Genomic DNA, 13,481 nt, shown 5'->3' on the forward strand with positions numbered 1-13,481 from the left:
TAGAAAAAATTTACGACGTTGTTGTCATCATCACGCCATCGGACCATGTCATCCACCCCCAGTCCGTCGTTCGACGGACAGCCCCCGCCAGCGGGGGCGGAGCCGTGGACGATATGGTGGTCATACGACGAAGTCCCCGTGACGGCGAACCGTCGCGGGGACCTTGTCATCAAATGCCATCGATCAGAACGACCGGAATGGAATCCGGACGATCCGATAATCAGATCGCGGCGGAGCCACTCTCGCCGGTACGCACGCGGGTGACGGAGTCAAGCGGTGCGACCCAGATCTTGCCGTCGCCGATGGTGCCGGTGGCCGCGGCCTTGGTGATCACGTCCACCAGGGTTTCGGCGTCGGCGTCGTCGGACAGCACCTCGACGCGAATCTTCGGGATGAGGTCGACCGTGTATTCGGCACCGCGGTAGATTTCGGTGTGACCGCGCTGACGACCGTAGCCGTTGGCCTCGGAGACCGTCAGACCGTGAACGCCGGCGGCTGCGAGAGCTTCCTTGACTTCGTCGAGCTTATGCGGCTGAATGATTGCGGTGATGAGTTTCATCTCACTTCACTCCCTTCAGGATGGAGCTGGCAGTACCAGCGAAATCGTAAGCACGCTCGCCCTGATCCGCCAAGTCGACGCCGCCGACTTCCTGGGCCTCGGTGACGCGCCAGCCGACGGTCTTCTCGAGGGCGAAGGAGATGATGGCGGTGATGACGCCGGAGTAGAGGATGGCCACGAGGGCGATGACGATCTGGACCAGCAGCTGCTTGTAGTCGCCGCCGGCGAACAGGCCGGTGCCTTCGCCGAAGAAGCCGATGAGAACGGTACCGGTGAGACCACCGACGCCGTGCACGCCGACCACGTCAAGGGAGTCGTCGTAGCCGAGCTTGAACTTCACGCCAACGGCGAAGCAGCACAGGATGCCGGCGATGAAGCCGAGGACCATGGCCCACAGCGGGGAGACCACATCGGCGGCCGGGGTGATGGCGACCAGGCCGGCGACCATACCGGAGGCGGCGCCCATGGCGGTGTAGTGGCCGGAGCGAATCTTCTCGGTGAACAGCCAGCCGAGCGTTGCGGCGGAGGTGGCGGCGGTGGTGGACATCCAGGCGTAGCCGGCGGTGCCGTTGGCGCCGAAGGCGGAACCGGCGTTGAAGCCGAACCAGCCGAACCACAGCAGGAAGGCGCCGAGCATCACGAACGGCACGTTGTGAGGACGGAACGGCTCCTTCGGGAAGCCCTTGCGCTTGCCGATGATGAGCACGGTCACCAACGCGGCGACTGCGGCGTTGATGTGCACGACGGTACCACCTGCGAAGTCGTGGGCGGCGGCGCCGATGGCGGTGGAGATCGGGCCGTCAGGAGACAGCAGGCCGTGGTTCCAGACCATGTGGGCCATCGGGGCGTAGTCGAACGTGATCCACAGGGCCACGAAGATCATCCACGTGCTGAACTTGATGCGTTCGGCGAGCGCGCCGGTGATCAGCGCGACGGTGATCATGGCGAAGGTGACCTGGAAGCCGACGTCGATGCTGTGCGGGTAGGCCGCATCCTTCACGTCGACCGAGCCGAAGACGCCATCCGTGGCGACCATCGTGTCCTTGAGCAGGAATCCGGAGGCGGGATCGCCGAAGATTCCGGCGACGTCAGTGCCGGCGTAGGCGATCGACCAGCCCCACAAAGTCCAGATGACACCCGTCACGGCGAGTGCCGCGGTGGAAAGCATCAGCATGTTCAGGATGGCCTTGGCGCGAACCATGCCACCGTAGAAGAACGCCACACCAGGCGTCATGAGGAAAACCAGGGACGCTGACGTCAACATCCATGCTGCATTACCGGTGTCCATGAAACCCTCCCTCTCTCTTGTATCTATCTGTCCGTTATTCGTAAATTCGGTTCCGTCAACGGCGAAACCATCGTCTGTATGAAACGACGCTCGCATTACCCCAGCAATTACGTCGTGTTACGGAGGTGTTAACCGACAACGGAACCGTTACATCGTTCCGTTGCGTTTTCAGGAAGTTTTTTCGGCCGAAAACGTTGGAATTCGTACGAGGGAGGATAATGTTCGACCCCGTCGCGGCGATGACGCCGCGCACGGGGTCGCGAATTCACATTGGTTCACAATATGACATCCAAAGGATGTCCATATACCGAAATCATCCGAACGATGCCTGATTGCAGTCATCCCAGACGAAGGCCATAGGCACCGTTTTTGTCATCCTGAGCGAAGGCAACCAGCACTGTTTTTGTCATCCTGAGCGAAGGCCGCAGGCACCCTCTTGTCATCCTGAGCGAAGGCCGCGGGCACCTTCTTGTCATCCTGAGCGAAGGCCGCAGGCCGGAGTCGAAGGATCCCAAACCCGCACCAGGATTCTTCGACTCGGCTCCGCCTCGCTCAGAATGACAATCGCGGTCCGCCTCGCTCAGAATGACAGCCGGGAACTGAGGGGGTCTCCTCAGGAGCGGCGACCTCTCATCCGAGAATGCCGCTTTCCATCCCGGCTCCCCCTGCCGCCAGGGGGAGCTGTCCGCGCAGCGGACTGAGGGGGTCGCCTCAGCAGCAAAAACCTCTCATCCGAGAATGCCGTCCACGAAGCCTTCCGGATCGAACGGCGCGAGGTCGTCGGGGCCTTCGCCGAGGCCGATGAGCTTGACGGGCACGCCGAGCTCCTTCTGCACGCTGATGACGATGCCGCCCTTGGCGGAGCCGTCGAGCTTGGTGAGCACGATGCCGGTGATGCCGATGGCTTCGGCGAACACCTTGGCCTGCGCCATGCCGTTCTGGCCGGTGGTGGCGTCGAGGACGAGCAGCACCTCCTCGACGGGCAGGGTCTTTTCGGTGACGCGGCGGATCTTGCCGAGCTCGTCCATGAGGTTCGCCTTGTTCTGCAGCCGGCCGGCGGTGTCGATGATGAGCACGTCGGCGTTCTGCTCCTTGGCGGCCTTGGCGGCTTCGAACGCCACGGACGCGGGATCGGCGCCGTCCTTCTCGCTGCGGATGACCGGCACGTTCACGCGACGACCCCAGGTTTCGAGCTGGTCGGCGGCTGCGGCGCGGAACGTGTCGGCCGCGCCCATGACGACTTTCTTGTCTTCGGCGACGAACAGGCGGGCGAGCTTGCCGGCGGTGGTGGTCTTGCCGGTGCCGTTGACGCCCACCATCATGATGACCGACGGGCCGGCGTCGGCCGGACGGGGACGGCTGGCGTTGAGCGAACGGTCCGTGTCGCGGCCAACGAGGTCGAGCAGACGGTCGCGCAGGAGGCCGCGCACGGCTTCGGGCGTCTTCTCGTCGTTGATGCGGGCGTCCTTGCGCAGTTCCTCGACGAGCTGTTCGCTCGCGTCGGCGCCGACGTCGGCGAGCAGCAGCGTGTCCTCGACGTCCTCCCAGTCGGCTTCGGAGAGGTTGTCCTTGGTGAGGATGGCGAACAGGGCCTTGCCGAACGGGTTGGCGCTGTTGGCAAGGCGGGACTTGAGGCGGGTGAGGCGCGACGCGGCCGACTCGGGCTTGACGACTTCGGCCTTGGGGGCGGGTTCGGGTTCGGGCTGCGCCGGCTTCGCGGGTTCGGGCTGCGCCTTCTCCGTCTGCGCCGGCTGTGCGGGCTCTTCGGCTTCCGGCTCGGCCGCCTCGTTTTCGGCCTCTGCGGCCTCCGGCCCGGCCGTCTCGGTCTTGGCTTCAGCGGACTCCGGTTCAACTGCAGCGGTTTCCGGTTCGGCTTCGACGGCCTGCGCGGATTCCGCCGCTTCCGGCTCCGGAGCGCCCACGGCACCACTCTTGCGCGACTTGTTCACGGCCACGGCGATTATCGCGGCGATGACCACCACGGCGACAATGCCGATAATCAATAACGTCATGCTATCCATATCCCCAACCCTATGTGTCGGAGGGGATAATCACCCAACACTCGCCTGCACGCAACCCAGCTCATGCGCCCAACCCCATCCGGCCCATGCTTCCCAAACCCCTCAGCCATGGGTCATAACGCACGGTTACGAAAAAAAAACTACGGATGGCGATTCCCCGCGTAGGCTTTGCCACAAGGATGCGTTACACCCTACGCGAGCCGTGTAATCATCCCGAGAGACACACCCCACCGTCATCCCACGTAAGGCGTAACGTTGCCCATTATCCCGAGCGAGGCACCCACCCTCATTGTCATTCTGAGCGAGGCACCCCACCCATACTTTGTCATTCTGAGCGGAGGCCGTCGGCCGTAGTCGAAGAATCTTGACGCAAACAGAAGATTCTTCGACTCGGCTTCGCCTCGCTCAGAATGACATGAAGAGAGTTAACGGTCCCCTCCCAGAATGGCATAAAGAGAACCCAACGGCCCCGGCCCCACCCAGCGCGGCGGAAAAACCCAACGCATCCGACTGAAACGACGAAGGCACCACCCGTATCCGTACGATGACGGAACGGGACTCGCGAGACTACGCCTTACTTGGCGGGCTTGGCGTCCTTTGCCCCGGCCGTCCCGGCCTCGTCACCGTCCTGCTGCTCCGCGTCGCTCGCATCGTCCGCATCACCGGCGTCACGCAGGGTGCGCACCTCCAGCACGGTGGAATCGTTCACATACACCGGCGTCTCCGATGTCGAATCTTCCCCGGCACCGGCCGCGGAATCCCCGCGCTTGCCGGACGGCGTGAACGCGATATGCGTGCCCACCACACGCGGCTTGCGATTGCCGTTCACGTTCTCGTTCTCCATGGTGTACAGAAAATCACTGCTGTGGGAATCACGACGCGCCTGGCGCAGAATGAACACAATGAGCACCGCAAGCACGCAAACCCACGCAAGAATCACCAGAAGCATCGACATACCAAACATTGTGGCACTTCATCCGGAGATTACCCAAAAACTACACGTAATCATCGCCGCTTGTTTACATCACCGTTGCGCCCCCGTTATCAAGGCCGGTCCGCCACCGCATCATCACCGCCGCGCCGCACGTCACTACAATACGAAAGTATGGCTACCACTTCGAGAATGACGGCATGGCAGCGGCGCGAGCAACTCATCGCCGTAGGGCGGTCGCTCTTCGCGGCGAAGGGCTTCGAGGCGGTGAGTGTGGAGGAAATCGCCGCCACGGCGAAGGTGAGCAAACCCATCGTGTACGAGCATTTCGGCGGCAAGGAGGGCCTGTACGCCGTCGTCGTCGACCGTGAGATGCAGACGCTCACCGAATCGGTGATGGAGACGCTCTCCCGTCCTGCGCAGGGCTCACGCCAGATCGTGGAGAACGCGGCCATGGCGTTCCTCACGTATATAGAGGAGCACACCGACGGATTCCAGGTGCTGGTGCGCGACCGCCCGACCACCGACCCGTCCGGCTCGTTCAATTCCCTGCTTGGCGACGTGAGCATCCGCGTGGAGGACCTGCTCGTCACCGCGTTCAAACGTCATAAGATCCCAGCGAAGGGCGTGCCGTACTATGCGCAGATGCTCGTCGGCATGATGGTGTTCACCGGCCAGTATTGGGCCACGCATCGCAAACTCGGCAAGGACCAGCTCGCCGCATACATCGTGAACCTCGCGTGGAACGGCCTCTCCAGCATCGAGGCCAAGCCGACCCTGCGTTACGTCGGCAGCAACATCGACAGGAAGGCCGCCAACGCGACGGATTCCGCCTCCGCCAGTGTCGATTCCAACGTCACGTCCACCGCATCCGATGGACGACGTGCTGACGACGACGAAATCACGCCCACATCCATCTCAACGGATTGACGGCGATGGATTGCGTCGCAATTCTTGGCATATTGCAGCGTAATCCATCAGAATCCGCCCTTTCTCCATGGATTACGATGCATTTTGTCGAAAAAACGTCGTCGTCCATCACGATTTCCGTTCTCTAATTCCAGAATCGTTGAAATTGCAACGTTGTAAAAAATCCGATACGTCGATTTTGATGGACCGCAACGCATTTCGTCGAAAATGCAACGGATTCCATCGAACACCGGCAATCAGACCCCAACGAACGGATTCCTTCGCGTGACAGCCTCCTGCGCTAGGCTCGGTCGTATGGAGTTGCAGTTGATTGACGAGCACGATTACGCCAGGACGATGACCGAGACCGTGCTGCCGGCGTTGGCGGCCTGCCGCAGCGAGGGATGGATGGAGCCTTCGCATGACGCCGACCTCGCGCCGTTGGATTCGCTGCGAACGGCCCCGACTCCGAGGCAACCGAAGCGCGGCACGCCCGGCAGCCCGATCTTCGGCGAGCACGGGGAGCTGGCCGAGGTCATCAACAACGCCAAGGAGGATATCAAGGCCGACGCCAGCGCCAAGGCCGACGCCATCCGCATCCGTAACGTCAACGTCAACGACAGCCCGACCAACGCACGCTTCGCCGAGGACGCCAACGTCGGCGCCGGCAACGCCGACCGTGCCGCGGCGAAGGCCGTCGACCATACCGGCCAGCTGCATTACGTCTGCTACGACGCCGCCAAGTTCGACGCCGTCCGCGAGCACGGGGCCACGGCCACGTTCCGCGGCGCCGTCGTGATCTCGCATGGCTTCACCGAGTTCGCCGAAAGGTTCGCCGAACTGGCATGGTATCTGCTGCTCGACGGCTTCAGCGTCTGCATCCTCGAACACCGTGGCCACGGGTATTCGCCGCGCGACGTCGAGGATGAAAGCCTCGTATGGATCGACGACTGGCATCGCTACGTCGACGATCTTGCGAAGTTCTGTTCGACAATCGGCCAGGATTATGCGCTTGGCTCGCCGCTGTACCTGTATGGTCATTCGATGGGCGGCGGCATCGCGGCGGCGATGCTGGAACGCTACCCCACGATCATCGACAAGGCGGTGCTCTCCGCGCCGATGATCGCCCCGAAGACCGGCATGCCGCTGTGGCTTTCGCCGTGGATCGTGGAACTGGCGTGCGCCGTCGGGTTGAGCAAGCATATCGCGCCCACGCAGCAGTATTTCAGCGAGGATTTCGACGAGCAGTTCTATCGCGGTCTGAGCCTGCCGCGTGCCCGCTGGGTGCATGACCTGCGCGTGAAGCATCCCGAATACCATACGAATGCGGCCACGTTCGGCTGGGTGCGCGAGGGACTGCGCATGTACCGGTCGGTGCTGCGGCCGTCGGCGTGCGCCGAGGTGGAGGCGCCGCTGCTGGTGTTCCAGGCCGACAACGACTCGTATGTGCTGCCGCAGCCGCAGAACCGCTTCGTCTCGCTCGTTCGTGCCGGCGGATGCCCGGCGCAGCTGGTGCATCTCAGGGGCTCGCGCCACGAGATGACGACCGAACGCAACGAGATCATGCGGCAGTACGTCGGCCGGATTCTCAAGTTCCTGCACACCCCGCTGGCCGAGGAGTAGGGCTACATGATCCCGCTGGTGATGTTGTTGTCGAGCAGCCACTGGCGGGTGTCGTCGAACTCGCTCAGGCTCACGGCGTGGTCGAGCTTCGGATATTCCTTGAGCTTGAGGTACGTGTTCTCCTCCAGCCATGCGCTCAACGCGTTGTGCTGGTTGCGCGGCACGACCTGGTCCTTGTCGCCGAACGCGAAGAACACCGGGATCTCAAGCGCCGCAAGCGCATTGTCGTAGGGCGCGGTGCCGGCGACGATGCCCGGCGCCATGAAGCCGGAAAGGCATACGACCGCGCGGTATCGCCTGGGGTTCGTGCGCAGCAGGTGCACGGCCACGAGCCCGCCCTGCGAGAATCCGAGCGGCACGATTTCGCGGTCGGCCGGAACGTTCTCCGCCACCCAGTCGTTCACGGCCTTCGCGGCGGCGTAGGCGTCGTAGTCGAGGTCCTCGCCGGTGGGCACGGAATCATGCAGCCAGGTGTAGCCTTCGGGGGCGTATTCGGCGAACTGCGGCGGCATCGGCATGGGCGCGCGCAGCGACACGTAGTCGTTGTAGGGCGCAATGTAGCCCATGAGGTCGGCGATCTCCTGCTCGTTCGACCCCCAGCCGTGCATGATGAGGAACATCGGCTTGGCGGGGTTGGCCTTGCCGTCGCCGCGCGACCATTGCGCGTGCGTCACCGTAAGCGGGTCTCCGAAATGGCCGGGCACTACGTCGGACTCGCGTCCAATCAGATTCGTCTTCTCGTCGTTAGTCATACAACCACTATATGTGCCGGCAATCGCGACGACATTCCACAATATGTGCCGTTGGTCACAGTTGCGGCGGCGCATGGACCGAGGCGCGCCGCATGGGCCGCACGGCCTGCGTGACGTACGTCCTACATCAGCTTGGTGCTTTCAAGGTTGCGGATGATCCAATCGTTCAGCCGGATCACCGGCTTGCGCAGCACGAGGCCGAGCAGCAGCGACGGGATGATGAACAACGCCAGCATGACCAGCTCACGCCAGTATTCCGTGCCGTACGACCCGGCCATCGCCGCATGCATGGCGGCGATGCCGTGGGGGAACGGCAGGAACGGATACAGCGCCTGGAAGAACGGCGGCAGCGTCTCTATCGGGAACGTGCCGCCCGAGCCTGCCACCTGCATGACGAGCAGCACCACGGCGATGGCCTTGCCGATGTCGCCGAACGACAGCGCCAACGTATAGGTGATGTTCGAGAACACGATGCCCGAAACAAGGCACACCAGCAGGTACTTCATCGGATCGATGGCCTGCACGCGCAGATAGTACAGGTCTCCGCACGCCACCAGCGCGCTCTGCAACGCCGCCATCACCGCGAACGTCAGGTATCGGCCGAAATACTCCTCGTGCAGCCGCAGCGGAGGCAGGCCGTGATGCGCACGGCAGCGGACCAGGCGGTCGTCCATCATCGCCCGGATGTCATCGCGGCCGCGGTCCGACATCGCCACCTTCATCATGGCGACGAGGATGATGGACCCGACCCAGATGGACAGGATCGTGTAGAACGGCGCCATCGCCGAACCGTAGTTCGCGATGTGGTAGACGGCCACTCGGTCGAGCTTCACCGGCGACGACAGCAGCGTGGCAAGAGTGTCGGCGTCGACGTTGGTCAGACTGCCGAGTTTCGCGGGGTCGCCGTTGTTGTAGAACGCCACGAGCTGGTTGCTCAGGGTCTGCAGACGGTCGGACGCGGCGGCGAGGCGCTTCGACGAACGGTCGAGCAGCGTGCGAATGGAGGCGATGGAGGTCGAGGCGTCGCCGGATACGCCCTGCAATCCGTCGACCGTCGTGGCGAGATCGTCGGCCACGGCGCGCGTCTGCGTGTTGAGGTCGCCGATCGACGACGCCAATGCGTCGAGCTTCGGCTTCAGGTCGGCCTCGTATGAATCCTTCACCGTCGTGATGGATTTCTTCGCCGACGCCACCTGCTGCTTGAGCGTCTTGCGCTGCGCGGCCGCGTCGTCGACGCCGGACGCCAGCGAAGCCTTGGCCTTGCGCAGGCCCGCGGCGAGGTCCTTCTGCGACTGCCGTGCGTTCTTCGCGGCGTCGAGTACGGCGGCCAGCGCCTTGCCGGCGGCCGCGTCGGCGCCGACACCGTCGTTCTTCTGCAGGTCCTCGAGCGCGGCGATCAGATCGTCGTATCCGCCGGCCGACGTGTCGACGCGTTTGGCGAGCGCCTCCAACTGCGTCTGCGCGGCGTCGGAATGCTTGCCGATGGCGTCGAACGACGCGTCGAGTTGTTTGTCGACGGCGTCGTAGCCGGCTGCACTCTGCTTCAGCGACGTGTTGAGCACGTCGGCCGTGCCGCCGAGCGCATCGTCCAGTGATTCGACGCCCTGCACGGCCTGGTTCAGGCCCTTCTTCGCGCCGTCGACCGACGAGCCGGACGATGCGATCAGACTGTTCGTGGAGGCGATGATGTCTTCCGACGCCTTGAGCAGCTTCGAATACGACGCCACCTGCGCCGATGCGCCGCTGAGCTGGCGTCCCATCGTGTTGATGTGGCCGGTGGCCGTGCTCACATAGTTCTTCATCTCGTCGCTGTTCGAATATCTGAGCAGCGTCGACATGAGGTCGATGCCGACCTCGCCGATGGTCTTCGAGAACGTGCTGTCGATCTGGCTGACGATGGTGGTCGCGCCCTGGTCGGTGATATGCGGCGCGATGGCGTTCGCCTTCTCGTTGAGATAGTACTTGAGCTGCGTATGCCTGACCTCGGGCGAGAACAGCGTCATCATGTCGGCGCTGAAGCTTTTCGGAATCACGATCGCCGCGTAGTAGTCGCCGGAACGCACGCCGTCGACGGCCGACGACGAGTCGGTGAACACCCAGTCGAGCTGCCTGTTGGCGCGCAGTGTCGATATGACCGTCTCCCCCACGTTGATCTTCACGGGGATGAGGTCGGATTTGTATCCGGCGTCGTCGCTGGCGACGGCCACCTTGAGGTCCTTCGTATTGCCGTACGGGTCCCAACTGGCCGCGATGTTGAACCATGCGTACAGCGACGGCACGATGACCAGTCCCATCGTCACGATGATGCCGATGACGTTGCCCGTGGCGTTGCGCACGTCACGCAGGAAGATATGCCAGATGTTGCGCATCAGTCGTCATCGTCCTTTCGTGCGGCCTGGTCGGTCGGCTTCATTCGTTCGGTCAGCTCACCGTCGGCATCGGCGGCGACCTGGCCTTCCACGGCCCGGCTTCCGGCACGTCTCTCCCCCTCCGCGCCGTGCCGCGCGTATGCGTGCGAATGCGGGTTGAGGCGGCGGATGACGGTACGGCGGAACTCGTCTCCCTCCATCACGCTCATGTCGATCTGGCGGGCGAAGCTCTCGTACATGTATTCGACCACGATGAGGTAGATGTCGATGAGGATGATGGACGTGATCCACGCCACGAGCATCATGATCTTCGACTCCACGCTGAACATGAGCACGAGGAACACGAGCGGAAGCACGCAGATCATGATCAGGCCGGCGCGGATGAGGTACGGATAGATCTTGAAGAACTGGTGGGCACGGCGGCGAATCTGGTCGCGATACTCCGTGACGCCCATAAGCAGCTTGATGACGGCGACGAGGCGGAATCGGTCGTTGGTCATGGTGTTCCTCTCGGCGACCATGAGGTCGGTGGCCCACAGGCGGCGGTCGAACAGCGCGTTGAGGTTGAGCATGTACGGGCGGCCGACGACGCCGAGGAGCAACGCGGCGGCGAGGAACCACACGAGCGAGCCGAGATCATGCCAGTAGTTGCCGCCGTAGGCGCCGCCGATGGTCTCGCGCATGGCGTTGATGCCATAGGTGAACGGCAGGAACGGATTGAGCCGCCGGAAGAAGTCGGGCATCATCTCTATCGGATACATGCCCGACGAGCCCGGGATCTGCACGATGACGAGAATCACCGCCACGGCCTTGCCGATGTGTTTGAGCGAGACGGCCAGCGCATAGATGATGTTGATGTAGACGAACGAGATGACGACGCCGGCGAACACGAACGCGGCCGGATTCGTGCATTGGATGCCGATGATGAGGTCGCCGACGGTCACGATGAGCGCCTGCAGTACGCCGACGGTGACAAGCAGCAGCCAACGGCCGAAATATGCCTGGGATGCGTGGAACTTGCCAAGCCCCTCTCTGTCGACCTCAAGCTTGTAGATGGCGATGAGCACGAAGCCGCCGACCCACAGCGCGAGGTTCGTGTAGAACGGCGTGACGGCCGAACCGTAGTTGGCCACCGGGTAGAGCGTCTGCGTGACGAGTTTGACCGGCGACCCCATGAAATCGCCGATCTCGTTGCCGTCGAGGTCGAAGTGCTTGGCGATGGACTGCCATGTGGCGGAGCTGGTGAGCGCGTTGACGTCGGTGCGCGTGGTGTTGAGCCCCTCGGTCACGGAGTCGAGCGATTTCGAGGTGTCGGCGAGCGTGCTCTTGGTTTCGTCGAGCGTGGATTGCAGCTGTTTGACCAGCGCCTGCGTCTGACCGACGGTGGAGTTCAGGCCGGCGAGCGTGCCGGAGAACGTGCCGGTCATGGCGGAGAACGAATCCATGCCGGCAAGCAGCGACGGCGTGACCGTGGTGTTCAATCCGTTGCGGGCGGTGTTCAGCCCGTTGATGCCGTTGGTGGCGGCGGTGCCGACCGCGGAGGCCAGCCCCTTCGTGGCGTCGATGCCGGAACCGGTGATCGTGGCGCTGCCGGACGAAATGGAGTCAAGCAGCGTCTGCTGGTCGTCGAGCTTGGCGTCGACGGCGTCGAGTTGGTCAAGCAGCTTGGTTTTCTGCGCTTCGGTAAGTATGGCGGAATCCTGTATCTGCTTGCGTATGGCAGCGACCGTGGTCTTGCCGCCGGCGATGGCGGCATTCGGACCGGCGACGGCCTTGTCGATGTCGTTCTGCGTGGCGGTGAAGCCGTTGACGAGGCCGCCGGCAGCCGTGTTCGCGGAGACCTGGATGCCGCCGAGGTCGCCGGTGCCCTTGAGCATGGCGGCGTCGAGCGTGTTCGAGAACTGCAGCGACTGCTTGCGGGTTTCGCCGAGCGCATCGTTCGCGTTCTTCAACGCGGTGTTCGCGGTGGAGATCTGCCGCTTCAGGGATGCCAGCGACGTGTTGGCCGAGTCGAGGGCGTCGCCGGTCCTGCCGAGCGTGCCGGTCAGGGAGTCCATGGCGTCCTGCGCGGCGGCGACGTCGTCGATGCCCTGGCCGAGCTGCCTGTCGATGTCGGCCGTGCCCTTGTCGACCTTGGACTGCAGGTCGCCTCCGGCCTGACGAATCATGGAGACGACCGCCGATGTGACGGTGGAGATGAACGTCTGGTTGATCTGCCGGTCGATGGTGTTCGCTCCCGTGTCGGTGATCTTCGGCGCGGTGGCGTTCTTCTTCTCGTTGACGTAGTAGGTGATGGTCGGGCGGGCGGATTGCGTTGCCGTGGTTGACGTTGCCGACGTGGATTTTGTCGACGTGGAGTTCGAGGAGGCGCCCTTCACGTCGACCGTGCCCAGCAGGTCCTTGCTGAAATCCTGCGGGATGACGATCGCCGCATAGTATTTTCCTGACGCGACGCCGTCCCGCGCCTCGTTTTCGCCGACGAACCGCCATCCGAGCTGATGATTGTCTTTCAGCTGTTCGACGACCTGCTCGCCGGCGTTGAGACTGCCGGCGAAATCGCTGCTGGCGCCTGCATCATTGTTTGCCACGGCCACCTGGATGTTGCCGGTGTTCGAGTATGGATCCCAGTTCGCGATGATGTTGAACCACGCGTACAGCGAGGGGATGAGCGCGACGCCGAGCGTGATGACCACGGCGACCGGATTTCTCAGCAGACGAAGAAGATCGCGCCGAAAAATCCGCAAAATCATCCGCATGTCATCCGCCTCCGCCACGTATTCCTCCGCACAGTATAGGCAATCCTCCGGTCGTCGCGGACCGAATGCGCTGCCGGCCATCGGAATCGCACGGATTTTGATGGACTATGACGCATTTCGCGCGAAATACAACGCAGTCCATCACGAATCATGGATCACCGAATCAGAAACGTTGCAATTTCAACGATTCTCGATTGCAATCATCCGATTGCCGATGGACTGCGTTGCATATTCGAGAAAATGCAGCGTAATCCATCGAAATGTCCACGATTC

The 13,481-nt window shown here is 62.9% G+C and carries 9 protein-coding genes; 2 read left to right on the forward strand and 7 right to left on the reverse strand.

The window, feature by feature from the left end; all coding sequences use genetic code 11:
• Positions 1-220: 220 nt before the first annotated feature.
• The 4 genes from KIH77_RS06200 to KIH77_RS06215 form a co-directional block, all read right to left on the reverse strand.
• The gene (locus tag KIH77_RS06200) at positions 221-559 is read right to left on the reverse strand and encodes a P-II family nitrogen regulator (RefSeq protein WP_219100232.1); all 339 of its coding nucleotides are present in this window, start codon (positions 557-559) and stop codon (positions 221-223) included.
• 1 nt (position 560) lies between these two features.
• Entirely contained in the window at positions 561-1,847 is a 1,287-nt protein-coding gene (locus KIH77_RS06205) for an ammonium transporter (protein WP_219100233.1), read from the reverse strand.
• A gap of 728 nt (positions 1,848-2,575) precedes the next feature.
• Positions 2,576-3,868, reverse strand: a complete 1,293-nt coding sequence (ftsY, locus tag KIH77_RS06210) for a signal recognition particle-docking protein FtsY (protein ID WP_219100234.1) — start codon at positions 3,866-3,868, stop codon at positions 2,576-2,578.
• A gap of 574 nt (positions 3,869-4,442) precedes the next feature.
• On the reverse strand, positions 4,443-4,823 hold the full coding sequence (locus tag KIH77_RS06215) for a hypothetical protein (protein WP_219100235.1): 381 nt from the start codon (positions 4,821-4,823) through the stop codon (positions 4,443-4,445).
• Positions 4,824-4,991: 168 nt separating this feature from the next.
• Here KIH77_RS06215 and KIH77_RS06220 point away from each other — a divergent pair, with 168 nt between their 5' ends.
• Positions 4,992-5,729, forward strand: a complete 738-nt coding sequence (locus KIH77_RS06220) for a TetR/AcrR family transcriptional regulator (protein WP_163200598.1) — start codon at positions 4,992-4,994, stop codon at positions 5,727-5,729.
• A gap of 294 nt (positions 5,730-6,023) precedes the next feature.
• Positions 6,024-7,331: an alpha/beta fold hydrolase gene (locus KIH77_RS06225; RefSeq protein WP_219100236.1), complete on the forward strand. Its 1,308-nt coding sequence runs from the start codon at positions 6,024-6,026 to the stop codon at positions 7,329-7,331.
• A gap of 2 nt (positions 7,332-7,333) precedes the next feature.
• Here KIH77_RS06225 and KIH77_RS06230 read toward each other — a convergent pair whose 3' ends face one another.
• The 3 genes from KIH77_RS06230 to KIH77_RS06240 all read right to left on the reverse strand — a co-directional run bounded on the left by KIH77_RS06230 (position 7,334) and on the right by KIH77_RS06240 (position 13,208).
• Complete coding sequence (locus KIH77_RS06230; protein ID WP_163200539.1) at positions 7,334-8,083, reverse strand: alpha/beta hydrolase; 750 nt, start codon at positions 8,081-8,083, stop codon at positions 7,334-7,336.
• Positions 8,084-8,205: 122 nt separating this feature from the next.
• Complete coding sequence (locus tag KIH77_RS06235) at positions 8,206-10,452, reverse strand: YhgE/Pip domain-containing protein (protein ID WP_219100237.1); 2,247 nt, start codon at positions 10,450-10,452, stop codon at positions 8,206-8,208.
• Positions 10,452-13,208: a YhgE/Pip domain-containing protein gene (locus KIH77_RS06240; protein WP_219100238.1), complete on the reverse strand. Its 2,757-nt coding sequence runs from the start codon at positions 13,206-13,208 to the stop codon at positions 10,452-10,454. Before KIH77_RS06240 ends, KIH77_RS06235 begins: the two co-directional genes overlap by 1 nt.
• Between the last annotated feature and the right edge of the window lie 273 nt (positions 13,209-13,481).

The organism is Bifidobacterium pluvialisilvae (genome assembly GCF_019331695.1).
Classification (GTDB): Bacteria; Actinomycetota; Actinomycetes; order Actinomycetales; family Bifidobacteriaceae; genus Galliscardovia; species Galliscardovia pluvialisilvae.